This is a genomic window from Phaeobacter sp. CAU 1743 (assembly GCF_039839315.1).
Taxonomy (GTDB): Bacteria; Pseudomonadota; Alphaproteobacteria; order Rhodobacterales; family Rhodobacteraceae; genus Phycobacter; species Phycobacter gallaeciensis_A.
In genome coordinates this window covers 85,676-110,947 of record NZ_JBDOQR010000003.1, presented here as the reverse complement: position 1 = coordinate 110,947, position 25,272 = coordinate 85,676, and the positions used below count along the sequence as shown (strand labels likewise).

At 61.2% G+C, this 25,272-nt stretch carries 19 protein-coding genes, 2 tRNA genes and 1 riboswitch; of the genes, 7 read left to right on the top strand and 14 right to left on the bottom strand.

Features of this window, described 5'->3' with window-relative positions; genetic code table 11:
* Positions 1-57: 57 nt before the first annotated feature.
* Positions 58-131, bottom strand: a tRNA-Gly gene (locus AAFO90_RS02230).
* A 315-nt stretch (positions 132-446) separates the two neighbouring features.
* On the opposite strand from AAFO90_RS02230, the gene AAFO90_RS02225 reads away from it, so the two are divergent.
* Positions 447-1,139: a CbiX/SirB N-terminal domain-containing protein gene (locus AAFO90_RS02225; RefSeq protein WP_347508356.1), complete on the top strand. Its 693-nt coding sequence runs from the start codon at positions 447-449 to the stop codon at positions 1,137-1,139.
* Between the two features lie 89 nt (positions 1,140-1,228).
* Here the strand turns inward: AAFO90_RS02225 and AAFO90_RS02220 are convergent.
* The 13 genes from AAFO90_RS02220 to AAFO90_RS02160 form a co-directional block, all read right to left on the bottom strand.
* A tRNA-Cys gene (locus AAFO90_RS02220) sits at positions 1,229-1,302 on the bottom strand.
* A 138-nt stretch (positions 1,303-1,440) separates the two neighbouring features.
* Complete coding sequence (locus AAFO90_RS02215; protein WP_347508355.1) at positions 1,441-3,054, bottom strand: AMP-binding protein; 1,614 nt, start codon at positions 3,052-3,054, stop codon at positions 1,441-1,443.
* 1 nt (position 3,055) lies between these two features.
* Positions 3,056-4,216, bottom strand: coding sequence for an acyl-CoA dehydrogenase family protein (locus tag AAFO90_RS02210; RefSeq protein ID WP_347508354.1), 1,161 nt, complete (start codon positions 4,214-4,216; stop codon positions 3,056-3,058).
* Positions 4,217-4,302: 86 nt separating this feature from the next.
* A complete protein-coding gene (locus tag AAFO90_RS02205; RefSeq protein ID WP_347508353.1) occupies positions 4,303-5,106 on the bottom strand; it encodes an enoyl-CoA hydratase family protein in 804 nt (267 codons plus the stop codon).
* On the bottom strand, positions 5,103-5,558 hold the full coding sequence (locus AAFO90_RS02200) for a MarR family transcriptional regulator (RefSeq protein ID WP_065270826.1): 456 nt from the start codon (positions 5,556-5,558) through the stop codon (positions 5,103-5,105). Before AAFO90_RS02200 ends, AAFO90_RS02205 begins: the two co-directional genes overlap by 4 nt.
* A gap of 2 nt (positions 5,559-5,560) precedes the next feature.
* Entirely contained in the window at positions 5,561-6,316 is a 756-nt protein-coding gene (locus AAFO90_RS02195; RefSeq protein WP_065270827.1) for an SDR family NAD(P)-dependent oxidoreductase, read from the bottom strand.
* On the bottom strand, positions 6,313-8,607 hold the full coding sequence (locus AAFO90_RS02190; RefSeq protein WP_274828311.1) for a bifunctional salicylyl-CoA 5-hydroxylase/oxidoreductase: 2,295 nt from the start codon (positions 8,605-8,607) through the stop codon (positions 6,313-6,315). The genes AAFO90_RS02195 and AAFO90_RS02190 overlap by 4 nt, the downstream gene beginning before the upstream one ends.
* A 704-nt stretch (positions 8,608-9,311) precedes the next feature.
* Entirely contained in the window at positions 9,312-11,552 is a 2,241-nt protein-coding gene (gene ptsP, locus AAFO90_RS02185; RefSeq protein WP_065270829.1) for a phosphoenolpyruvate--protein phosphotransferase, read from the bottom strand.
* A gap of 44 nt (positions 11,553-11,596) precedes the next feature.
* A complete protein-coding gene (locus tag AAFO90_RS02180; RefSeq protein ID WP_065270830.1) occupies positions 11,597-12,835 on the bottom strand; it encodes an aspartate kinase in 1,239 nt (412 codons plus the stop codon).
* Between the two features lie 167 nt (positions 12,836-13,002).
* Positions 13,003-14,451 carry a TrkH family potassium uptake protein gene (locus AAFO90_RS02175; protein WP_347508352.1) on the bottom strand — a complete coding sequence of 483 codons (1,449 nt, stop codon included), beginning with the start codon at positions 14,449-14,451 and terminating at the stop codon, positions 13,003-13,005.
* A gap of 1,089 nt (positions 14,452-15,540) precedes the next feature.
* Positions 15,541-16,644, bottom strand: coding sequence for a GTP cyclohydrolase FolE2 (gene folE2, locus AAFO90_RS02170; RefSeq protein ID WP_065270833.1), 1,104 nt, complete (start codon positions 16,642-16,644; stop codon positions 15,541-15,543).
* Positions 16,645-16,827: 183 nt separating this feature from the next.
* The gene (gene metZ, locus AAFO90_RS02165) at positions 16,828-18,030 is read right to left on the bottom strand and encodes an O-succinylhomoserine sulfhydrylase (RefSeq protein WP_347508351.1); all 1,203 of its coding nucleotides are present in this window, start codon (positions 18,028-18,030) and stop codon (positions 16,828-16,830) included.
* Between the two features lie 58 nt (positions 18,031-18,088).
* Positions 18,089-18,165: riboswitch (SAM riboswitch) on the bottom strand.
* Positions 18,166-18,397: 232 nt separating this feature from the next.
* Positions 18,398-19,348 carry a LysR family transcriptional regulator gene (locus tag AAFO90_RS02160; protein WP_347508350.1) on the bottom strand — a complete coding sequence of 317 codons (951 nt, stop codon included), beginning with the start codon at positions 19,346-19,348 and terminating at the stop codon, positions 18,398-18,400.
* A gap of 91 nt (positions 19,349-19,439) precedes the next feature.
* On the opposite strand from AAFO90_RS02160, the gene AAFO90_RS02155 reads away from it, so the two are divergent.
* The 6 genes from AAFO90_RS02155 to AAFO90_RS02130 all read left to right on the top strand — a co-directional run bounded on the left by AAFO90_RS02155 (position 19,440) and on the right by AAFO90_RS02130 (position 25,272).
* Entirely contained in the window at positions 19,440-20,504 is a 1,065-nt protein-coding gene (locus tag AAFO90_RS02155; protein ID WP_347508349.1) for a maleylacetate reductase, read from the top strand.
* Positions 20,505-20,548: 44 nt separating this feature from the next.
* On the top strand, positions 20,549-21,823 hold the full coding sequence (locus AAFO90_RS02150) for an ABC transporter substrate-binding protein (RefSeq protein ID WP_347508348.1): 1,275 nt from the start codon (positions 20,549-20,551) through the stop codon (positions 21,821-21,823).
* A 95-nt stretch (positions 21,824-21,918) separates the two neighbouring features.
* On the top strand, positions 21,919-22,638 hold the full coding sequence (locus tag AAFO90_RS02145) for an ABC transporter ATP-binding protein (RefSeq protein WP_065270838.1): 720 nt from the start codon (positions 21,919-21,921) through the stop codon (positions 22,636-22,638).
* Positions 22,638-23,345 (top strand): ABC transporter ATP-binding protein, encoded by a 708-nt coding sequence (locus AAFO90_RS02140; RefSeq protein WP_347508346.1) that lies wholly within the window; start codon positions 22,638-22,640, stop codon positions 23,343-23,345. The genes AAFO90_RS02145 and AAFO90_RS02140 overlap by 1 nt, the downstream gene beginning before the upstream one ends.
* Positions 23,342-24,205, top strand: a complete 864-nt coding sequence (locus tag AAFO90_RS02135; protein WP_347508345.1) for a branched-chain amino acid ABC transporter permease — start codon at positions 23,342-23,344, stop codon at positions 24,203-24,205. The genes AAFO90_RS02140 and AAFO90_RS02135 overlap by 4 nt, the downstream gene beginning before the upstream one ends.
* 11 nt (positions 24,206-24,216) lie before the next feature.
* On the top strand, positions 24,217-25,272 hold the full coding sequence (locus AAFO90_RS02130; protein ID WP_347508344.1) for a branched-chain amino acid ABC transporter permease: 1,056 nt from the start codon (positions 24,217-24,219) through the stop codon (positions 25,270-25,272).

Here is a 25,272-nt window from a genome sequence, read left to right as displayed (position 1 = left end):
ACCAATCAACAGAAGACCGTGCCGGTAAATCAGAAAATCTATGCTTGGGGGAGTTTCTGGAGCGGGTAGCGGGAATCGAACCCGCACCTTAAGCTTGGAAGGCTCTTATGATACCATTTCACCATACCCGCTCAGAGTAATCCGTGATTTATTTGAAGCCGCAGGTGAGGTCAACCACCTTCTTGACCACAAAACCCAGGATAAGGGATGCGCGCCCCTCCTGGCGCGAAAACTTCTATATCAAAGGGGCTTGCGTGGAATTCTTGCCCGAACCTAAGGGCAGCACACGCCCGCTCCAGCGGTCATCTCCCATCAATGTGCAACCGGCTGCGGCTCTGATCTTTCGGCCTTTGTCACAATCAGGATAGACAGGCGCCTGAGCGGCCCTAATTGTCACCCTACGCCATCGTTTTGCCGCCACAATCGCTGCCTTGGAAACTGCCTCCATGACCACAAAGACCGCCATTCTGACATCCCACGGGCAACCTTCGGCGCCTGAGCCGCCGGAACAAGCCTTTGCCGCCCTGGCGGCAGAGGTTGCGGCATTCCTCCCCGGCTGGGATATTCGCTCCGCCACCCTGGCCAATCCCGGCAGGCTCGATGCGGTGATGACAGACGGCGCGATCATCTACCCATTTTTCATGGCACGCGGCTGGTTCACCGCAAAGGTCCTGCCCGAGCGGCTGTCGGGACGTGATTACACCATGGCCTGCCCCTTTGGGCTGGATCCCTCCCTGCCCGGTCTGACCGCAGCTGCCCTGCAAGACGTGCAAAGAGAGGCCGGATGGGTCGAGGACAACCTCTCCGTGCTGCTCGCCGCGCATGGCTCCGCCCGCGGCCCAAAGGCAGCCGAAGCCGCAGAGGCATTCGCCACCCACTTGCGCGCCCTTCTACCCGGCGCCCAGATCAGCCCCGCCTTTGTGGAGCAAGCCCCCGGCATCGACACGATCGCACGCGCCCTGCCCCGCCGGACCCTATGCCTGCCGTTTTTCGCTCAGGCCGGTGATCATGTACGCGAGGATATTCCACAAGCGCTTGCCAGCGCCGCGTTCGAGGGACAGGTTCTGCCGGTTGTCGGCGCCCTTCCCAGCACCGCGGCCCTGATCGCAAAGGCCATTGCCGCCGCCGACAGCGAGTAACAACAGCCAATCGATCGGCAAGCCATGACAAACGCATGCCTACTGGCGGGCATCTGCTTGTTTTCAGAAAATTTGTCGCCGTGGAGGATTGGAGGCGAGTACCGGAATCGAACCGGTGTACACGGATTTGCAATCCGCTGCGTCACCACTCCGCCAACTCGCCTTTTGCCCTGTCGCCAAGGTCTTTGTGGTGTGGCGCTGGGAGTAGCGTGATTCATTTCCAAGCACAAGGCCAAACCTGCATTCCGCGCCATTCATGGACAGCCCTTGCCCCACCTTCGGGACAAGAGCCCCAGAAGGATCAACCTTTCAGGCGGAACCTTTGGATCTTTCCGGTTTCCGTCTTGGGCAGAGCTTTGGTGAAAACCACTGAACGCGGGTACTTGTAAGGCGCGATGCTCGCCTTCACGTGGTCCTGCAACAGCTTGACCAGCGCATCAGAGGGCATATGCCCGGCGGTCAGCACCACATGCGCCTCGACGATCTGGCCGCGCGCCTCGTCCGGGGCGCCGACGACAGCGCATTCAGAAACGGCTTCATGCGCCAGAAGCGCGGCTTCCACCTCGGGGCCGGCAATATTGTAGCCGGAGGAGATGATCATATCGTCATTGCGGGCGGCGAAATGCAGGTAACCCTCTTCATCCATTACAAAGCTGTCGCCAGTGACGTTCCAGCCGTCCTGGACATAGGTTTTCTGGCGCGCGTCCGCCATGTAACGGCACCCCGTGGGTCCCTTGACCGCCAGACGGCCGATTTCTCCGCGCGGTGCCTCATTCCCATCGGCGTCCAGCACCCGAACCTGATAGCCTGAGACGGGTTTGCCGGTGCAGGCGGGCTTGTGGTCGGTGAACCGGTTGGTGATGAAGATATGCAGCATTTCGGTGGCACCGATGCCGTCCAGCATCGGCTTGCCGGTCTTCGCCATCCAGTCATCATAGACCGGCGCCGGCAGGGTTTCGCCGGCCGAAACAGCCGCCCGCAGGGACGACAGGTCGGCGCCGTCCTCCATCGCCTGCAGCATCACCCGATAGGCAGTGGGCGCGGTAAAGCAGACAGTCGCCTTGTATTTCTCAATAATTTCAATCAGATTTGGCGGTGATGCATTTTCCAAAAGCGTTGCGGCAGCGCCAAAGCGCAGCGGGAAAATCGCCAATCCGCCAAGGCCAAAGGTAAAGGCCAGCGGCGGCGAGCCGACAAAGATATCCTCGGGCTGCACATCAAGCACTTCGCGCGCATAGCCATCCGCGATGATCAGAAGATCGCGGTGGAAATGCATGGTCGCCTTGGGCGATCCCGTGGTGCCCGAGGTAAAGCCCAACAGCGCTACATCATCGCGCCCGGTTTCAACCGCATCAAAGGTCACCGGTTTTTCCAGCGCCAGACGGTCAAGTTCCGCATCGTGGTTGGAGGTGCCATCAAAGCCAACCACCGAGGTCAGGAAGTCCGAGGTCTTGGCGCAGGAGACCAGCTCATCCATCAGCCGCGTATCGCAGAGCGCGTGGCTGATCTCGGCCTTGTCGACGATTGCGGCCAGTTCCCCGGCGCGCAGCATCGGCATGGTGTTGACCACCACCGCGCCCGCCTTGGTCGCGGCCAGCCAGCAGGCCACCATGGCCGGGTTGTTGGCTGAGCGGATCAGCACCCGATTGCCCGGTTTAACGCCGAGATCCTCGGTCAGCACATTGGCCAGCCGGTTGGTCCAGTCCGACAGTTCCTTGTAGGTGCGGCGGCGTCCGTTGCCGATCAGGGCGGTGTGATCGCCAAACCCCTTTTCCACCATGGCATCGGTCAGCTCGACCGCGGCGTTCAGCCGTTCCGGATAGTCGAAGCCCTCTAGCAGAAAGTCCGGCCACTGGTCCGCAGGTGGCAGGTTATCGCGGGTGAAGGTGTCGCTATGTGCAGTCGGTCCCAGCATCTCAGTTGCCTCCTTCAAAGGCGCCAAGGGTCTGGCGCGCGATCACCACTCGCTGCACGTCTGATGCGCCCTCATAGATGCGCAAGGCGCGGATATCGCGGTAAAGTTCCTCGACCTTCTGACCGTGGCGCACGCCATCTCCGCCGTGTAGCTGCACCGCCTTGTCGATGACCTGCTGCGCCTGATCGGTGGAAAAGAGCTTCGCCATCGCCGCTTCGCGGGTCACGCGGGCGGCACCGGAATCCTTGGTCCAGGCGGCACGGTAGACCAGCAGAGCCGCCGCATCCACATCCAGCGCCATATCGGCGATATGCCCCTGCACCATCTGCAGATCGAACAGAGGCGCGCCCTGCACCTGGCGGCTGGTGACACGGCTTAGCGCCTCGTCCAGCGCCCGGCGGGCAAAGCCAAGCGCCGCGGCCGCAACGGTAGAGCGGAAGACGTCCAGAACCGACATGGCGATCCGGAACCCCTGCCCCGGTCCGCCGATCATCGCGCTTGCCGGGATCCGGCAATCGGTGAAGCGCAGGGTGGCAAGCGGGTGCGGCGCGATCACCTGCTGGCGTTCGACCACCTCGAACCCCGGCAGCCCAGCAGGGACGATGAAGGCGGACAACCCCTTGGCGCCCGGTCCCTCTCCGGTGCGGGCAAACAGGGTGTAAACGTCTGCAATCCCGCCGTTTGAGATCCAGGTCTTTTCTCCATTCAGCACATATTCATCGCCATCCAGCGTCGCTGTCATTGTGGAATTTGCCACATCCGAACCAGATTGCGGTTCCGTGAGCGCAAATGCCGAAATCGCCTGCCCCGAGCGGGTCAGCGGCAGCCATTCTGCCTGTTGCGATTCGTTGCCGAACAGAGAAATCGCCCCGGTTCCAAGCCCTTGCATGGCAAAGGCAAAATCGGCGAGCCCATCGTGACGGGCCAGAGTTTCCCGGATCAGGCACAGGCTGCGCACATCCAGGGTTTCACCGGCTGGCGCGCCGGAATGCTGCGCCCAGCCGCCCTCTCCAAGCGCGGTCACAAGCGCCCGGCAGGCGGCATCGGTGTCCGAATGGTCGATCCCGCTGACGGTCTCGGCCGCCCAGGCATCCAGATCCGCTGCCAGCGTTCTGTGCCGGTCCTCGAAGAATGGCCAGTTCAGAAATGTCCGGTCCGCCATGATGAAACTCCCCTTTGGCTGTCTTGTGCAGCTCTTCTCCGTCAATGCGAAGCCCGCCGCGGCATAGACCGGGCGGGCGATAGAACTCAGTCTCCTTCGAAGACCGGTTTTTCCTTGTTTACAAAGGCATGGTAGGCGCGTTCAAAGTCCGCTGTCTGCATGCAGATAGCCTGCGCCTGGGCCTCAGCCTCGATCGCCTGTTCGATGGACATCGACCATTCCTGCGCCAGCATTGTCTTGGTCATCATGTGACCAAAATTCGGCCCCGCCGCGATCCGCGTCGCCCATTGGCGCGCCTCTGCGGCCAAATCTTCGGCCGGGACCAGCTTGTTATGGAAACCCCAGACGGCGCCTTCCTCGGCGCTCATCGAACGGCCAGTATAAAGCAGCTCCGCCGCGCGGCCCTGACCGATAATCCGGGGCAGGATGGCGCAGGCCCCCATATCACAGCCCGCCAGCCCGACGCGGGTGAACAGAAATGCCGTCTTGGCCTCCGGCGTGGCAATACGCAGATCCGACGCCATCGCGATGATCGCCCCGGCGCCCACGCAGATACCATCAATCGCCGCAATCACCGGCTTGCCGCAGTTCACCATCGCCTTGACCAGATCGCCAGTCATCCGCGTAAAGGCCAGCAGTTCCTTCATGCTCATCTTGGTGAGGGGGCCAATAATATCATGTACATCGCCGCCCGAGCTGAAGTTGCCGCCATTGGAGGCAAAGATCACCGCCTTGATGTCATCGTCATAGTGCAACTCGCGGAACCAGTCGCGCATCTCGGCATAGCTGTCAAAGGTCAGCGGGTTCTTACGCTCGGGCCGGTCCAGCGACACGGTCGCAATGCCATCTTCAACGTGGCAGAGAAAATGTTTGGTATCCGTATTGATCATCGACTTTCATCCTTGTTTTCCAAACGGCGGGCGACAGCATCCAGCGCCTCGGCCATGGTCTGGGCCGCCTCGGGGGGCACATCCGCAAACATCTTGTCGATCCAGGCCTCATGCGCTTCGGCCTGCCGTGCGAATTCGGCGCGGCCCTGCTCGGTCATCCGCACCAGGCTGGCGCGGCGATCACCGGGCACCGGTTCACGCTGTACGTGGCCATCCTCGACCAGACGTTCGATGATGCCGGTCACGTTGCCGTTCGACACTTTCAGCACGCCAGAGAGCTGGCTCATCTTGAGCCCGTCTTCGTGCTGGACCAGCGCTGCCATCACATCGAAACGCGGCAGGGTGGTCGAAAAATCGCGGCGCAGGTTTTCGCGGATCTCGCTTTCCACCGCGCGGGTCGCCTTCAGCACCCGCAGCCACAGCCGCAATCTGTCTTTTGAGGTTTCCGCCACGTTCAGATCTCGCCTCCTGATATGGGCAGGGCAGAACCGTTCACCGATCCCGCCCCCTCGCTTGCCAGCCACAACGCCGCTTCGGCAACCTCGGCAGGTTGGATGAAACGACCCTGCGGATTGCTGGCGCGCAGTGATTTTTCCGCCTTCTCAGGGGTCATCCCGGTCTTGGCGACGATATTATCCACCGATCTTTGCAGGAGCGGCGTTTCAATGAAACCCGGACAAATCGAATTTACCGTGATGCCGGTGCGTGCCAGTTCCAGCGAGAGCGCCCGCGTCAACCCGATGACCCCGTGTTTCGCCGCGCAATAGCCTGAAACATAGGGGTATCCCTTCAACCCCGCGGTCGAGGCGATGGCGATCATACGGCCCCAGCCTGCCTCTTTCATGCCCGGCAGAGCCGCCTGCCAGAGGTTGAAAACCCCCGCCAGATTGACCGACAAAGCCGCGCCGAAATCCTCGGCGCTCATCCGGTCAAAGGGTTTGGAGGGCGCCGCCCCGGCATTGGCTAGGGCAATGGCGACCGGTCCGTTCTTGGCCGCCGCCTCGGTGAGCGCTGCCTCAACGGCAGCGCGGTCGGTGACATCGCAGGTCAGCGGCAGGGCCTTGGTCGCCGCGCTGACCTCTTCCAGGGGCTCCATCCGGCGCCCCAGGATGGTCACGCGGGCGCCCTGGCCCGCGAACTGTGCCGCCAGTTCGGCGCCAACGCCAGAGCCACCGCCAGAGATGACGACGTGTTTGCCCGCGACACTCATGCCCGGATCACCTCTGCGTCGCGGTCCGCCAGACGCCAGGCCTGATCCCGGCCCGCCTCGTAGGGCAACGGCCAGGCGGCCTGTCGATCCCCGATCCGGGTGGCTTCGTGCAGTGTCCAGTAGGGATCCGCCAGATGTGGGCGCCCCACACAGATCAGATCGGCGCGGCCTGCCATCAGGATCGAATTGGCATGATCAGCCTCGTAGATATTGCCGACAGCCATGGTCGCGATACCTGCCTCATTCCGGATGCGGTCCGAAAACGGCGTCTGGAACATGCGCCCATAGACCGGTTTCGCGTCGATCGAGGTCTGACCGGCAGAGACGTCGATAATATCGGCGCCTGCTTCAGAGAAGGCCTTGGCGATCTCGACCGCCTCTTCCGGTGTCACACCTTCGTCGCCGATCCAGTCGTTGGCCGAGATCCGGACCGACATCGGTTTATGGGCAGGCCAGACGTCACGCATCGCCTTGAAGACCTCCAGCGGGTACCGCAGGCGGTTTTCCAGGGAGCCGCCGAACTCATCCTCACGAATATTGGATTTTGGCGAAATGAAGGAGGAGATCAGATAACCATGCGCCGCATGAAGTTCGATCATGTCAAATCCGGCGCGCTCTGCCATCTCGGCCGAAGCGACGAATTCAGCCTTCACGGCCTCCATTTCTGCGCGGGTGATTTCGCGCGGGGTGGCGTTATTGGGGGACCAAGGCAAGGGTGAGGCCGAGACCAGATCCCAGTTGTCCTCTTTCAAAGGCGCGTCCATTACTTCCCAGCCAACCTGAGTCGAACCCTTGCGGCCCGAATGGCCGATCTGGCAGCAAATCTTGGCCCGGGTTTCGCTATGTACGAAATCGGTCAGACGGGTCCAGGCGGCTTCATGTTCTGGCGCGTAAAGACCGGGACAGCCAGGGGTGATCCGCCCTTCGGCGCTGACGCAGGTCATTTCCGTATAGACCATTCCGGCGCCGCCCTTGGCGCGCTCACCATAGTGGATCAGGTGCCAATCCGTGGGACAGCCATCCACCGCCTTGTACTGCGCCATGGGGGAGACGACGATGCGGTTTTCCAACGTCATGTCGCGCAGTTTATAGGGGGCAAACATCGGCGCGCGCACTGGCGCCTCCGCCGGAACACCCGCCCGCTCCTGGAACCATTTCTCCGCGGATTTCAGCCAGTCGGGATCACGCAGACGCAGGTTTTCGTGGGAGATCCGCTGCGAGCGGGTCAGCAGAGAATAATTGAACTGAACCGGATCCATATCCAGATAGCGTTCGACTTCCTCAAACCATTCCAATGAGTTACGCGCAGCTGACTGCAGGCGCAACACATCAAGCCGCCGCTCGTCCTGATAGCGTTCAAAGGCACGTTCCATAGACGGTTCTACCGTCAGCAACTCGGCCAAGGCGATGGCGCTGTCAAAGGCCAGCCGCGATCCGGAGCCGATGGAGAAATGCGCCGTGGCCGAGGCATCGCCCAGCAGCACGACGTTTTCGTGGTGCCATTTTTCGCACAGCACCCGCGGGAAGTTGATCCAGACAGCCGATCCGCGCAGGTGGTCGGCGTTGGACATCAGATTGTGGCCACCCAGATGGTCGGCAAAGATCTCTTCGCAGGTGCGAATAATCTCTTCCTTGCTCATATCCTCAAAGCCCCAGTTGTCCCAGGTCTCTGCCGAACACTCCACGATCACGGTCGCCGTATCCGCATCGAATTGGTAGGCGTGGATCCAGACCCAGCCGTGTTTGGTGTTTTCGAACACGAATGTGAAGGCGTCATCGAACTTCTGATGGGTGCCCAGCCAGATAAACTTGCACGGGCGCACGTCGATATTGGGTTTAAAGTGTTCCGCGAACTCATTGCGGACGCTGGAATTAAGCCCATCACAGGCAACCACGATGTCATAGTCATCCTGATAGTCCGCTGCCGGTCCGACCTCGGTCTCAAACTGCAGGTTCACCCCGAGCTCCCGCGCGCGCTCCTGCAGGATCAGCAGCATCTTCTTACGCCCGATCCCGGCAAACCCGTGACCGCCGGACACCGTACGCACGCCGTTGTGCACCACCGCGATGTCATCCCAATAGGCAAAGTTCCGACGGATTTCGGCGGCGCTTTCAGGGTCATTTTCCGTAAGATTTTCAAGCGCATCATCGGAAAGGACAACACCCCAGCCAAAGGTGTCGTCCGCCTTGTTTCGCTCAAACACCGTGACATCAGCGTCCGGCTGACGCAGCTTCATTGAAATCGCGAAGTAGAGCCCCGCGGGACCACCTCCCAAACAGGCAACTTTCATGATCCTACCCTCCGCATGAGATTGTTATGTTGGGATCAGGATAAGCGAGACGACAAACACTTCAAGCTTAAAGTTTCATACTTGAAATTTAAACGCCCCATTCCGGGGCCCGTCGTTTACCACTTAGCAACCAAGAGAAGGTAAAATTGAATGCAAATAATTTGAGATTTGCAGGGCGTGCAGAGATCCTATCCCCCCGATTGGTTTGCCTTTTGTGTTTTTACATCAATACACAGGCATCATACATTAATGTGGATAAACCTGGGATAACTTTGGGATAAGACATCCCGTTTGGCGAGATCGTGAGCCACATCAGTATGCGATCCGGCGCCCCACTGCCAATCTGACGCAGACCTCACCGGATATCCTTCGAACCTTCGCCAGAACAGAAGCCCCTCCTGTGGATGAACATGTGGGCAACATTTGAATGAATCTGGCGAACCAGTCAAAATCATTGAATTTTGTAAATTTGGAGAGGCCAAGGACGATCACACGTCAAATTTGCTAATATTTTAGACAAACCTTATCCCCCCGCAGTTTCATCTGATTCCCCCCTGTTCTCCCCTAAAATCCAGCATCACAAACGGTTCGGCTGACTGTAGCGGCTAATGGGACAAGCGCCTGGCCAATCTGCGGCAACCCAGCAGAAAAAGGCCCTGTTTCCAGAGCCGCACCATTGTTTACTGTCAGGAAGGTCGCCGCGCTCAGAGTTCCCGCAGGTATCGCATCACAGCAGGTCTTACGGATTGATCGCCCCGGTGGCGGGAGTCCGAAATAATCTTGCGAACATCCGAAAGGTTAACACGCATTAACAAAGACTTGACCGGCCCAATTGAAGCAGGCCGCATCGACAGCGTCCGGATACCCATTGCAGCAAGACAGACAGCCTCGATCGGCCGCCCAGCGTCTTCGCCGCAGAAACTCAGCGGTGTTTCGAACCGGTCGCAGCGCTCCACGATCTGCTCGATAAAGGTCAAAAAGCTGACGTTCAGCGTGTCATAGCGTTTGCGGACGCGCTCATTCTCTCGGTCGGCAGCAAAGAAGAACTGCTTCAGATCGTTGCCGCCGATCGAGAGAAAATCGACTTCTTCAAAGAACTTATGCGGCGCAAATGCCAGCGAGGGGGTTTCCAGCATCGCCCCCACTTCCAGCCGTTCCGGCAGCGCGTGGCCAAGGATTCGCTCGCGCTCCAGCGTTTTGTCGATCTCCTGGCGCGCAGCACGGTATTCTTCGAATTGCGCAACAAAGGGGAACATAATCGACAGCGGCCGCCCATTGGCCGCCCGCATCAACGCCTGCAGCTGCATGCGCATGACGCCCGGTTTATCGAGACCCACCCGGATCGCCCGCCAGCCGAGGGCCGGGTTCGGCTCATCCGTCGGTTTCATATAGGGCAGAACCTTGTCCGACCCGATGTCGAGCGTCCGGAACACCACCCGCTTGCCGTGCGATGCATCCAGAACCCGCTGATAGAGCGTCACCAGCTCAGACCGCTTAGGCATCTGATCACGCACAAGAAACTGCAGCTCGGTGCGGAACAGCCCCACCCCTTCGGCGCCGGATCCTTCGAGCGACGGCAAATCCGCCATCAACCCGGCGTTCATCAGCAAGGTGACATGTTGCTCGTCTTGCGTAATGGCAGGTTTTTCCCGGATCGAGGCATAGCGCTCCTGGGCATCGGCCTGCATCGCGATCTTGTCCCGAAAGGCGCTAACCACGGTTTCATCCGGGCGCAGGTGCACGACCCCCTGATCGCCATCCACCATGATATGATCGCCGTTCAGCGCCTCGGTGGTGATGCGTTTGGCGTTCACCACCAGAGGAATCGCCAATGCCCGCGCTACGATCGCCGCGTGCGAGCCGACAGAGCCTTCCTCCAGCACGATGCCACGCAGCGAGCGGCCGTATTCCAGCAACTCTGCCGGGCCGATATTGCGGGCAATCAGAATCGGGTCCACTGGCAGATCGGCGCCGGTTTCGGCGCCCTGCCCGGTCAGAATCCTAAGCAGCCGATTCGACAGATCATCAAGATCACTCAGCCGTTCCCGCAGGTAGGCATCCTGCACCTGAGACATACGCGCTCGGGCCTGGGACTGCTCCTTTTCAACCGCGGCCTCGGCGCTCAACCCGCGCGAGATGTCTTCTTCCATGCGCCGCATCCAGCCTTTGGAATTGGCGAACATGCGATAGGTTTCAAGAACTTGCAGCTGATCCTTGTCTCCGTTTTCAGAGATCTTCAGCATCTTGTCGACGCCGACGCGCAGCTCTTCCACTGCTTCGTTCAGGCGCTCCAACTCTCGGTGGGGATCATCGGCAATCGGGTTGGTTACCACGACGCGCGGTTCGTGCAGCCAGACATGGCCTTCGGCAGCGCCTTCCTGCGCGGCAGTTGCACTCAGCAGAACCGGCTGCTGGTGCATCGGAGACAAGGCTGCGCCCTCCCCGACAAAGGCACCGAGTTCCGCCATTTCGGCGATCACCATCGCCACCACTTCGAGCGCGTAAACCGCATCAGAGGAGAATTCGCGCGCTTCCTTGGACTGGACGACGAGCACGCCCATCATCTCGCCCAGACGCTGGATCGGAATGCCAAGGAAGGAAGAATACCGCTCTTCGCCGGTTTCCGGCATATAGCGGAACCCCTTGGCGTTCGGGGCATCGGGAGTATTGACCACCTTGCCGTATCTGGCCACCCGGCCCACCAGACCTTCGCCAATCCGCATACGGGTCTGGTGCACGGATTCGACGTTCAAACCCTCTGTCGCGCAAAGCTCAAGCGTCTCGTCATCGCGGAACAGGTAGACCGAGCAGACCTCGGTCCCCATGCTGTCGGCAATCAGGTGAGTGATCTTGTCCAGACGGGCCTGGCCAGGGTCATCCCCGGCCATGGCCTCGCGCAGGCGGCCTAGCAACCTGCGGCTCTCGGATTCAGTACTTTCGACCATGGGCCCTGTTCACGTGGTTATTGTGCCAGGCAGCCCACGCACGATCAGGCTGCCTTATCCAGTTCAAAGGCATCATGCAGTGCCTGAACAGCAAGTTCCATGTATTTCCGGTCGATGAGTACGGAAATTTTGATCTCTGAGGTTGTAATGACCTTGATGTTGATCCCCTCATCCGAGAGGACCTTGAACATCTTGGCCGCCACGCCCGATTGCGAGCGCATGCCAATCCCCACGACCGAAACCTTTGCAACGTCCTTGTCGGCGACCAGTTCGGCGTAGTTGAGATCGCCCTTTTCCTTGCTCTCCTGCAAGGCCTGTTCGGCGCGCGCCACCTGATCGGTGGGGCAGGAAAAGGTCATATCCGTGCGGCCCTCGTCCGAGATGTCCTGCACGATCATGTCCACATTCACGCCTGCATCAGACAGGCAGGTAAAGATGGTTGCCGCAATGCCGGGACGGTCGGCGACCGATTGCACGGTCAGCTTGGCTTCGTCGCGGGAATAGGCCACACCGGCCACAACGTTGGATTCCATGATGTCCTCCTCGGCACAGACCAGCGTGCCAGCATTGTCATTTTGTTCTTCGAAACTGGACAGGACGCGCAGCCGTACCTGATAGCGCATCGCCAGCTCGACCGAGCGGGTCTGCAGGACCTTCGCCCCCAGAGAGGCCAGTTCCAGCATCTCTTCGAATGCGATCTTGTCAAGCTTGCGGGCCTTATCGCAGATGCGTGGGTCCGTGGTATAGACGCCGTCCACATCCGTGTAGATATCGCAGCGTTCTGCATCAAAGGCAGCCGCAAAGGCCACCGCCGTGGTGTCCGAACCGCCCCGGCCCAGCGTGGTGATGCGCCCTTCGGGGCTGATGCCCTGGAAACCGGCAACAACGGCCACGCGCATGCCTTCGGCAAATTTGGCGCTGATATTCTCGGTCGGGATTTCTTCGATCCGCGCCTGGCTGTGGGCGCTGGTCGTCTTCAGCGGCACCTGCCAGCCCTGCCAGCTGCGCGCGGGAACATCCATTTCCTGCAGCGTCAGCGCCATCAGACCGGCGGTGACGTTTTCGCCGGAAGAAACCACTGCGTCATATTCGCGGGCGTCAAACAGCGGCGAGGTTTCATTGACCCAGCCAACAAGCTCGTTGGTCTTTCCCGACATGGCCGAGACGATGACAATGACATCATAGCCTTTGGCCACTTCGACACCGACCCGCTTTGCCGCGCGCCGGATCCGGTCAAGGTTGGCGACAGAGGTGCCGCCGAATTTCATTACTAGAACGGGCATGGGGCATTCGTCTCCGTGCGCTCGCAGATTCCGATCACCGCCTCATAGGGGAGGTCCGTGATCAGGGCAAGACTGCGGATTGTAGCAATACAAGGGCCAAACCGCCGCAGGGGGCCCTGCCTGAGGCCCCAATCCCCCTTACACGCCCCCAGAGCTCCGGCACGGTGTCAGTTGCGCCAGAACCGCAACGTCAGGATCGCGTAGACCGCCATCAGTTCCAGACGCCCGATCAGCATGGCCGCGCTCAGGATCCATTTAGCCGCATCATTCAGGGTGGAAAAATTGCCCGCAGGCCCGATGATATCGCCCAGCCCCGGCCCGACATTGGCCACTGCGGTTGCCGCGCCCGAGACGGCTGTGATGAAGTCCAGCCCTGTCAGAGCCAGCCCCCAGGACACAACCCCCAGCGTCACCACGAAGAACATGAAAAAGGAAATCACCGAGCTGAGGACATCCGGCCCGACCGGGCGTCCGTCAAAGCGCGGAATGAAGATACCGTTGGGGGAGCGGATACGCTGGATCTGAACCCGGATCGAGGCAAACAGGATCTGATAGCGGAACACCTTGACCGAACAGGCTGTGGAACCCGCGCAGCCACCGATCAGACCGATGAAAAAGAACACCATGATCAGGAAGCTGCCCCACTCCATATAGTCGACGCTGGCATAGCCGGTGCCGGAAATGATCGAGGTGATGTTGAACAGCGCCTCGCGCAGCGCCTGCTCGGGGTGGTGCGGGAAGATATAGAGCAGCACGCTGGCGGTCACGATGATCAGCACCAGAATAGTACCCAGAAAGGCGCGGATCTGGCTGTCGCGCAGCAGCGGCTGCCCCTGCCCGTTGATCAGCTGTACGTAGCGCACGAAGGGCAGCGCCGCCATGATCATGAAGAACGATGCCGCATATTCGGCCGGACCGGAGAAGGTGCCGAAAGAGGCATCGTAATTCGAAAAGCCACCGGTCGACATGGTGGTCAGGGCATGCACCAGCGCATCGAACAGCCCCATGCCCAGCACCACATAGACCACCATGCACAGCAGCGTCAGCGCCACGTAGATCAACGAGATCTGACGTGCGATCGTCTGCGCACGGGGCAGGATCTTCCCCAAGGTATCAAAAGCTTCGGAGCGGAAGATCTGCATACCCCCGACCCGTAGCTCGGGCAGAAACACCATGGCGACGACAATGATACCAATCCCGCCGAGCCACTGCAGGATACCCCGCCACAAGAGGATCCCCCGTGGCAGGTCATCAAGGCCGGAGATTACCGTGGACCCGGTGGTCGTCAGCCCCGACATCGCTTCGAAAAACGCATCTGTAAAGCTGAGCTCGGTCGCCCCCATCATCAGCGGGATCGCACCGAACACCGGCAGCGCCGCCCAGACCGAAGTGGTCAGCAGAAAGGTCTGACGAATGCTGAGCCCCTGCCGCACTGAATTACCACAGCTGAGCGCCAGCAGCCCGCCCGCCAGAATGGTGATCAGGCCGCTTTCGAGAAACACCGGCCATTCGCCCTGCCCATCGTAAAGATCGATCAGGAACGGAAAGACCATCATGGCGCCAAGAATGACGACCAACAGGCCAATGACATATGCGACCGGGCGAAGATCCAACATGACGGGCAGCGTTGGCGCCCCCTGCGCAAAGTGTCAAGTCAAAGGCGGCGTCATGCCTTCTCGGCGTCACTCTTTGCCGCGGAGCGCTCTGGCAGCGCCGGAGGCTTGGACGGCGCACGTTTTGCCTTGGACGCGGTGGATTGTGCCGGTGCCGCTGTGGTGGCTTCAGCCTTATTCGCCTGTGGCGGAGTGGATGCCGCAGCGGACGGCTTGGCTGTCGCCTTGGCCGCAGTAGTATCCGCTGCGGGCTTTGTTGCTGCAGGTTTGGCCGAGGAAGGTTTCGTTGGGGAGGCTTTTGCCGGTGCGGGTTTTGCTGCTGCGGTCTTGGTGGGTGTTCGTGTCGCTGGTGCAGGCTTAGCAGGCGATGTTTTGGGCGCGGTCGTCTTTGCCGCTGTCGACTTAGGCGTTGTCGCCGCAGGCTTGGGTGTTGTCGCCTTGCGGACCGCAGCCTTGCTCTCAGTCTTACTCGCAGTCGCTGTGGTAGCAGCCGCCTTGGGCGTTGCGGGTCTGGCCGCGACCGGTTTCTCTGCGGCAGGTTTGGCAGCAGGCGATTTGCGCGCCGTAGCCCTGGCCGCCAGGGCGGCTTTGCTTTTGCGTGCCGGACGCCGCGCAGGGGTCTTGGTTTTGGCGGCTGGACTTTCGCCGGTTGCCCGTTTCGCAGGTGTTTTCGCTTTTTGCGGCGCCGGGGCCGGAGCAGCAACAGCAGCCGGTCTGAACACCGCCGTTCCGGCGGTCAACAGTACATGCGTCAGGCGTATCTGTTCGTAAGGCGCATGAACCGCCAGCGCCGTCATCGCACGCCAGCATCGCAATTGGGTCCCGGCAGAATAGCCGACCCATTGCGGCAGCGTTGCAGGCTGATCTTGGAGGATAGGCGAAAAGAACATCGGGAACTCCTTACATCAAAGAGATCCGGCATGGATATCTGGCCAGCAGAAGGATTCCGTAGCCATCTGGGTCCGGACCTGATGGAAGGCTAACACGAGAATGCGGCAACGCAGCAAAAAATGCGGCATTGCAGCGGAAATTCGTGCTTGAGTGATACCGGAACAGGCAGGAGGCGGCGCAACGTGCGCCGCTGCCAACCTGTTACCCCCGATGGATCAGGGTCGAGAACAGCCCCGGATCAAGGCTGGTTTCGGCAAACAGTGGCCCTTGGGTCAGCACGCTGACTGCATCGTGGCTGTGCAGGCTTTCCTGATGGCTGGCCACCACGCGAAAATCGCCAATGCGCGGATCGCTTTGCAGGGCTTCGCAGAACAGGCGCGCAGCATCCTCGACAAAGATCGGGTTGGCAGCGTTCAGTTCGGCAAAGGCCTGTTCGTCCTCGCGCTTGACCATGACCTGCGTCTCGGTAGGCACCGCGCGGCGGCAATGATCGATCAGATCCTCGAACCACAGGCAGGGGGCCTCGGGGTCGATCTGCACCGACAGCCGCGCCACTGACCGCTGCGAATGCGGGGTTGCCAGTTGCCCGCGCGACTGACGCGCGTGTTCCGACAATTCCAGCGAACAGGGGCAGGTCGAGGAATAGACATAGTCCAGATGCACGATCTTGTTGCGCACCCCGTCCCGATCCACCAGTTCCAGCGCGATATCGTAATATTGATAGCCCGACAGTCCCGAACGCAGGCTGTCGATCTTCACCGGAAAGGAGAACCGCATCTGGATGCGCGCGTCCATGCTGCCGAGATCGCTGAGGTAATCCTCAAGCGCGGCCTCAATCACCTCAAAGCTGAAGGTCTTTTCTGCGTGTTTGTAAAAGGACCGCATGATCCGGGACATGTTGATGCCCTTCTTGTCGGCCTCAAGGCTGACGGTGCCAGTCACGCTGGTTTCCAGCGTCAGATCGCCATTGTCCCGTGTGTGAAAGCGAATCGGCAGACGGAAGTTGGAGATCCCCACATGCTGGATCTGCTCATTGGCGCCCCGGATCAGGCTGGAGGGGCCGTTCTGCAGGTCGGGCAATGTGGCGCGATAGCCCTCATCCGCCACAAAATCCTCGGGGTAGTTGCGCGACAGATCGGGGTAGTTCTGCACCGCCCGCTCTGGCAGAAGCCGGGCAACGGCTGGGTCAAGCTGCGCAATTTCCGTCTGGGTGGCTGTCGCGGCCCATTGGCGAAGCGTCTCAAGAGCCGCCTCAGCCTCGGTCCGGTCCGGTGTCTCGTCCACGCCGCGCATATGGATATTCATACGACCACTTCCTCCGCTGCTGCTACGCCCCGGGGCGCAGCGATGTTCAGTATTACTCTGTTACGCGGGAAAACACAAAATGGATCAGACAAATACGGCAGGTTCCGGCCCGGAACTGACCCCGCACCACAAGTAAGCCCGCCCCGGCCCGCGAACAACGCGGGCCGCAGCGTCCCCAAGACTTCAGCCGCCACAGGCATCCAATGCCTGCGTTAGATCCGCAATCAGATCCTCCGGATCCTCAAGCCCAACCGAGAAGCGCACCAGACCCGGCGTGATGCCCAGCGCCACCTTCTGATCATCGGGCAGCCGCTGGTGGGTGGTGGTGGCCGGATGGGTTGCGATGGATTTCGCATCGCCCAGGTTGTTGGAAATCACCGGAATCGTCAGGGCGTTCAGGAAGGCAAAGGCCGCCTCCTTGCCACCCTTCAGATCCAGCGACAGGACCGTTCCGCCCTTACCGCCCAATTGCCGCTGCACCAGCGCGTTCTGAGCATGATCGGCTAGGCCGGGATAGATCGTGCGCGCCAGCTTCGGATGCCCCTGAAGGGCAGTCGCAATCTGCAGCGCCGTTTCGGCCTGTGCATTCACCCGCAGGGAAATCGTCTCCAGCCCCTTTAGCAGCGTCCAGGCGTTGAACGGGCTAAGGGAACCGCCGGTGTGCTTCATATAGGGCTCAACCGTGCCGCGGATGAAATCGCGTGTGCCAAGGATGACACCGCCCAGAACCCGGCCCTGACCGTCGATATGTTTGGTGGCCGAGTAGACCACCACATCCGCGCCTTGTGCGATGGCGTCAGAGAAGACCGGCGTCGAGAACACGTTGTCCACCACTACCATCGCGCCGACGGCATGGGCGATTTCCGCGACCGCAGCCACGTCGATCACTTCCAGCGTCGGGTTCGACATGGATTCAAAGAAAACCGCCTTGGTGTCCGGTCGTACCGCAGCGCGCCATTGCTCCAGATCGGTGCCATCGACGAATGTCACTTCGACTCCGAAGCGGGTCAGGATGTTTTCAAGGATATAAAGGCAAGAGCCAAACAGCGCCCGCGCCGACACAACGTGATCGCCCGCCTTAAGAAGCGAGGTCAGCGCGCCATTGACCGCTGCCATGCCAGAAGCGGTGGCAAAGGCATCCTCTGCGCCCTCAAGCGCGGCGATCCGCTCTTCGAACATCGCCACGGTCGGGTTGCCATAGCGGGCATAGATGAACTCATCCGGGCCGGTTTCGATGAACCGGGCCTCGGCCTGTTCGGCGCTGTCATAGACAAAGCCCTGAGTCAGGAAGATCGCTTCGCTCACCTCGCCCCATTGGCTGCGGCGGGTGCCGCCGTGCACCAGTTTGGTGCGGCTGTTCCAGTTGCTGTCTTTCGTGTCGTTCATGGCACACACTCCTGCGCGTCGGCGCAATAAAAAACCCCATTCGGCCAAGCGAAAGGGGTTCCTTTGCGTCCTGACCTCTTTAGCGGTGTGTTTAACGTGGCCCGCAATCCGGTAACAAATCCCACACGTCCAAGGTGGCAAACCTCAGAAATTCGGCGGGACAGAAACCGGAGAATTAACCGATTTCTTTCATGGGGTCTTTGCCGCGACCGCGCCCCTCTCACCAGCAGTTCGATTGGGGCGACCCCAGACGACCGGTAAGGCTTGCGCCTTAACGCAGGCCGCCGCAACTGCGCAAGTCCAAATGCACCGCCCCTCGTCAGATTGAGCAGGCCTCGCACTCGCGTGCCGCCCACACAGGCAGGTATCACCGTCTCCAGACGGCTTCGCGGCCGCGAACGTCGATCCTGTCGGCCAGACCGGAAAACTCACCCTTGAGGAACTTCTGAAACCGGGACACTGCGGGGCGCACCGGGCGGTCGTTGCGCCAGAGCAAACCCAGTTGCCGGTCCGGGTGTTCAAGCTTCACCGGCAGCGCTGTGACCATATTGGACGGTCGCTGCATGAACACCACTGAATAAGGCAGCACCGTCAGCGCATCCGATCCGGACATGATGCGCAGGATCGCCGCCAGCGAGCCGCCAGTAAAACTGACGCGAAAATCGGTGATGCCTACGATCTCCAGCGCGTTTTTCAGGTCCGCATAAAGAGGGCTGCCCGCCGGGGGGGCGATCCAAGGGTATTGGGCGATATCTTCCAATCGAAACGTGGATTTACGCGCCAATGGGTGCGACGGCGCACAGGCAATCACGTTGCGGCCACGCAGGATCGGTTCAAACGACAGCTCTTCCGGGATGTCATCGCCGCGCATCGGGCAGATCGCCAGATCGATGTTCCCCGTCTTCAGCTGTTCAGACAGCTCCGCGAAATAGCCATAGCTTTGCTGGATCGCCACATCCGGGAAAGCAGATTGGAACGACGCGATCATGTAGGAGATCACTCCATCCATGAAGATGGGCGTCCCGGCGATCCGCGCGGTGCCCGCCTTGCCCCCTGAATAAAGCTCGGCTGCGATGCGCGCCGCCTCACTTGCCTGACCGATCACCCGGCCCTGTTCGGCCAGCGACATACACAGCTCGGTCGGCCGCAGCGGCCGGATACCCTTTTCAAATAATCGTGAACCGAGCCGCGACTCCAGCATCGCAACCGTGCGCGACAGGCTGGGCTGGGATTTGTTTAGCGCGGCCGCGCCTTCACTTAGCCCGCCCGAGTCGACGATCGCTGCCAGGATGCGCAGGTGATTGGGATCGATGTACATAACATCGTGGTATATTAAATGCCGTAATCTCGATCAACAGACCATTCACTGAGGTTTAACGTCCGGCACAACCGGAGGAGAAAGGTCTGAAATGACACAAGAGGCAGAAACCGCAACAGATGATGTGCGCGTTGTATTCCAGGCTGGGGTGAAGGACATCCTTGTCGCAGAGACTCAGCGGCTGGGCGCGAAGAACGCCCTGGTTCTGTCCACCCCTCAGCAATCCGACGCAGCGCTGGAAATGGCCGAAACACTGGGCGAACTGGCCGCTGGCGTTTTCTGTCAGGCGGCGATGCACACCCCCGTCACCGTCACCAATGCGGCCATGGCCCACGCCAAAGAGGTCGCAGCGGACTGCATCATCTCAATCGGCGGCGGTTCGACCATCGGGCTGGGCAAGGCAATCGCCTATCGCACAGGCCTGCCGCAGATCGTGATCCCGACCACCTACGCCGGCAGTGAAGCGACGCCGATCCTCGGTCAGACCGAGAACGGCATCAAGACGACGCTGAGCCACCCCGAGGTGCTGCCCGAAGTCATCCTCTATGATCCCGAGCGCGTCGCAACGCTGCCGGTTGCCATGACCGTGACCTCGGCGCTTAACGCCATGGCGCATGCAGCCGAGGCGCTTTATGCGCGCGACCGCACCGAAAAGACGGTGCATTTGGCCATCGACGGGCTGAAGGCCTTCGTCGACGGCCTGCCCCGCGTTCTGGCCGCGCCTGCGGATCTCGCAGCCCGCGCCGAGACGCAGCGCGGCGCATGGGCCTGTGGCACGGTGCTGGGCCAGGTCGGCATGGCCCTGCATCACAAGCTGTGCCACACGCTGGGCGGCTCATTCGACCTGCCCCACGCCGAAACCCACGCAATCGTTCTGCCCCATGCCATTGCCTATAACGCCCGCGCGGCAGCGACCGAACTGCTGCCGATCTGCGATCTTCTGGGCGGCGAGAATGCCGGGCGCGCCTTGTATGACTTTGCACAAAAACTCGGGGGGCCGCTGGCGCTGCGCGATCTGGGTCTGAAGGAGGAAGACCTGGACCGCGCAGCCGAACTGGCCACCACCAAACCCTACCCCAATCCACAGCCTGTCACGCGCGACGATATCCGCGCGCTGCTGCAGGCGGCCTGGGCGGGAACACCACCCGCCCACTGAACCGGGGCTTCGCGAACACTTTTGATGACGTCAGGGAGGACATCATGATTACACGCCGTAAACTGCTCAAATCCACCGCCGCCACCGGCCTCACGCTTGCTGCCGGGGGGCTGGCGGCACCAGTTCTGGCCCGGGATGCCAAGATCCGGCTGGGCTATGTCAGCCCGCAATCCGGCCCGCTGGCCGCATTTTCTGACGCCGACCGGTTCATCATCGAGGGTTTTCTAGCCTCGGATGCAGGCAGCAACTTCGAAGTGATCGTCAAGGACAGCCAGTCCAACCCCAACCGCGCCGCAGAGGTCGCCAAGGAACTGATCATCGACGACGAGATCGACATGATGCTCGTCGCCTCGACCCCCGAGACGACCAATCCGGTCGCCACCACCTGCGAGGCCGAGGAAATCCCGGTGATCTCCACCGTGGCCCCGTGGCAACCCTATTTCATCGGTCAGCAAGGCAACCCGGGCGATCCCGGCAGCTGGCGGCCGTTTGATTTCAGCTTCCATTTCTTCTGGGGACTGGAAGACGTGATTTCCACCTTCACGGCGATGTGGAACCAACTCGACACCAATAAATCGGTTGGTGCGATCTTCCCCAACGATGGCGATGGCAACGCCTGGGGCGATCCCAACGTGGGCTTCCCGCCAGTGCTGGACGCCCAAGGGTATAAGCTGACCGACACCGGCCGCTATCAGAACCTCACCGATGACTTCAGCGCCCAGATCAATGCCTTCAAGGCGGCAAATGCCGAAATCGTCACCGGCGTCCCGATCCCGCCGGATTTCACCACCTTCTGGACACAGGCCAAACAGCAGGGCTTCACCCCCAAGGCCGCAAGCATCGGCAAGGCCATCCTGTTCCCGCAGGCGGTCGAGGCTCTGGGCGATCAGGGGCACAACCTGTCCTCCGAGGTCTGGTGGTCACCGAACCATCCGTTCTCTTCCTCCCTGACCGGGCAATCCGCTGCCGATCTGGCCGCAGGCTACAGCCAGGCGACCGGCAAGCAGTGGACCCAGCCCATCGGTTTCGTGCACGCGCTGTTCGAAATGGCGGCCAGTGTCATGGGTCGCGTCGAAGACAGCCGCGACCCGGATGAAGTTGCAGCCGCGATCGCCGCAACGCAGCTGGATTCGATGGTCGGACGCATCGCATTCGACGGCAAGGGCCTGCCGCCATTCGCCGCCGCGAATGTCGCCAAGACCCCGCTTGTGGGCGGTCAGTGGCGGCTTCAGGACGATGGCAGCTATGATCTCGTGGTGGTGGACAACTCCGATCACCCGGAGATCCCGACCGGCGGCAAGATGGAAGAGATTTCCTGATCCCATCCTGCCCTTGCGGGTCCTGCTGCACGTAGGACCCGCGCCCTCCCCCGGCCTTTTCACACCCCGTCCTGCGGACTGGCAAAGGACCTTTCATGTCGATCCTCTCTCTCCAATCGGTTTCAAAAAGCTTTGGCGCCCTGACCGTGACCGACGATGTCACCTTCGAGGTGCCACAGGGCCAGGCGCTGGGTATCATCGGCCCCAATGGCGCCGGGAAATCGACGCTGTTCAACCTGATCACCGGCAACCTGACCGCCAATTCTGGTACCATCAATTTCGAAGGGCGCGACGTCACCCGCACCTCGGCAATGGACCGCTGCATGGCGGGAATCGGGCGTTCCTTCCAGATCCCGCAGCCGTTCGAAAAACTGACCGTCTACGAAAACCTTCTGGTCGCCGCCACCCATGGCCGCCGCCTGGGTGAGGCCGCCGTACGGGACGATTGCGCCGATATCCTGGAACGCACGGAGATGATCCGGCGTGCCAACACCCCGGCCGGACAGTTGTCGCTGTTGGAGCGCAAGCGTCTGGAACTGGCCCGCGCCATGGCGACCCAGCCCAAGCTGTTGCTACTGGACGAAATCGCAGGCGGCCTGACCGAGGCCGAGTGCCAGTCGCTGATCGGCACCATCCGGGACATCCACGCGCAGGGCGTGACGATCATCTGGATCGAGCATGTCCTGCACGCGCTCACCTCGGTGGTGGAGCGCCTGCTGGTGCTCGATTTCGGCAAGGTCATCGGTCTGGGTGACCCCGACGCCATCATGGCCAGCCGCGAAGTGCAGCAAATCTATCTGGGGATCGAAGTCTGATGTCATTGCTGGAAACCCATAACCTGACCGCCCACTACGGTGATTTTCAGGCCCTGTTCGGGGTGGATATCACCCTTGAAGAGGCGGAAACCGTGGCCATCATCGGCGCCAATGGCGCGGGTAAGACCACGCTGATGCGCTCGATTGCCGGGGTGCTGCGCAATGCAGCCGAGGCAGTCACCTACGATGGCCGCCCCGTTGGCGCGCAGCCCGCTGATGAAATCATGGCGCAGGGCGTCGCCATGGTGCCCGAGGGGCGCAAGCTGTTCCCCTCTCTCTCGGTCGAGGAGAACCTCCTGATCGGGACCTACGGGCGCAAAAAAGGCGGCCACTGGACGCTGAACACCGTCTACGACCTGTTCCCCATCCTGCGGGAGCGCCGCAACAGCCCCGGCACGGCCCTGTCAGGTGGCCAGCAGCAGATGGTCGCCATCGGCCGCGCCCTGATGAGCAACCCGCGGGTTCTCTTGTGTGATGAGATCAGCCTTGGCCTTGCCCCGGTGGTGATCAAGGACATCTACGCCGCCGTCCCGGCGATCAAGGCGGCGGGCGCCTCGCTGGTGGTGGTGGAACAGGACATCGCCCAGGCAATGGCCGTCGCCGACCGCGTCTACTGCATGATGGAAGGCCGCATCACCCTGTCCGGCACCCCCGAGAGCCTCAGCCGCGAGGCCATCCACGACGCCTATTTCGGAGCAGCCGTATGATCTGGATCGACACGATAATCCAAGGCATCCTTCTGGGTGGCCTTTATGCCCTTTTTGCCGCCGGGCTGAGCCTGGTGTTCGGCATCATGCGGCTGGTAAACCTCGCGCATGGCGATCTGATCGTGATGGGTGCCTACCTGATCCTGTTGCTGGTGACGCTGCTCGGGATCTCTCCCTTTCTCGCGCTGCTCATTGCCATGCCGGTGATGTTCGTCCTTGGCTGGGCCTTGCAGAAGTTCCTGCTGAACCGGACGCTGGGGGATGACATCCTGCCGCCGCTGCTGATCACCTTTGGCCTGTCGATTGCGCTGCAAAACGCGCTCTTGGAAGTCTTTTCCGCCGACAGCCAGCGCCTGCCGCCCAACGCGCTGACCACGGCATCGGTGCAGATGGGGCCGATCTCGCTTGGCGTGATGCCGCTGCTGACCTTTGCCTCTGCCGTTCTGGTCATCGTCGGGCTGAACCAGTTGTTCTACCGCACCGAACTGGGGCGCGCCTTCCGCGCCACCTCGGATGATCCGACCACGGCCAGCCTGATGGGGATCAAGCCCGCAAACATCTTTGCGACCGCGACCGGGATCGCATTGATCATCGTGACCATCGCCGCCCTTTACCTGGGCCTGCGCGCCAACTTCGACCCCAACATCGGACCGGCCCGGCTGATCTATGCCTTCGAGGCGGTGATCATCGGCGGGCTTGGCTCTCTCTGGGGCACGCTGGCGGGCGGCATCATCATCGGGGTGGCGCAGACCCTCGGGGCCGCGATCACCCCGGAATGGCAAATCCTGGCCGGGCATGTCGCCTTCCTTCTGGTGCTGCTGATCAAACCGCGGGGGCTGTTCCCCCGGGCACACGACTAAAGAGGGCAGACATGACGTATACTGTATCCACCCGAACCCCTGTCTCGCGCATCGCGGCAATCCTTGGCCTTGGCGGCACGCTAGCCCTGGCGGCCCTGCCCTTCTTTGCCGGGCGCGGAACCATTCAGGACATGTTTTTCATCCTGACGATGCTGGTGCTGGCGCAGTTCTGGAACCTTCTGGCGGGCTATGGCGGTCTCGTCAGCATCGGTCAGCAGGCATTCGTCGGCATGGGCGCCTATGCGCTGTTTGGCGGCGTGATCCTTTGGGGACTTGATCCGGTTTCCGCCATCCTTCTGGGCGGCATCGCGGCGCTGGTGATTGCCGTGCCCACCGCATTTTTCGCCTTCCGCCTGAACGGCGCCTACTTTGCCATTGGGACATGGGTGATCGCCGAGGTTGTCCGCCTCACCGTCGCCCAGTGGAAGACGCTTGGCGGCGGCACCGGCACCTCACTGCCGCGCAGCGCCACCCGCGACATGTGGCTGGTCGAGATGATCGAAGAGGTGCTGGACGTGCGCTCTGCTGCGGCGCGCGATATCCTCGCCTATTGGCTGGCGCTGGTGCTGGCGCTGGCGACGATTGGCGGCATCTACTGGCTGCTGCGCAGCAAGAACGGACTGGCCCTCGCTGCGGTGCGTGACAACACCGAAGCGGCCAAATCCGTTGGCGTCGACGCCGGACGCATGAAGCTGGTGGTGTTCCTGACCTCGGCCTTTGGCACCGGCCTCACCGGGGCGCTGATCTACCTGCAAAAAGCCCGGATTTCGCCCGAGGCCGCCTTCAGCGTCACCGACTGGACCGCCTATGTGCTGTTCATCGTGGTGATCGGCGGCATCGGCACCATCGAAGGTCCGATCCTCGGCGTTCTCATTTTCTTTGCGCTGCAATCCCTGCTGGCCGATTTCGGCAGCTGGTACCTGCTGACGCTGGGCCTTCTGGCCATTGCCATCATGCTGATCGCCCCGCGTGGGCTCTGGGGACTGATCTCCGAGCGCACAGGGCTGCACCTTTTCCCAATTCGCCGAACCCTTCGGGGCGGCAAACTATCACCATCGGAGGAATAA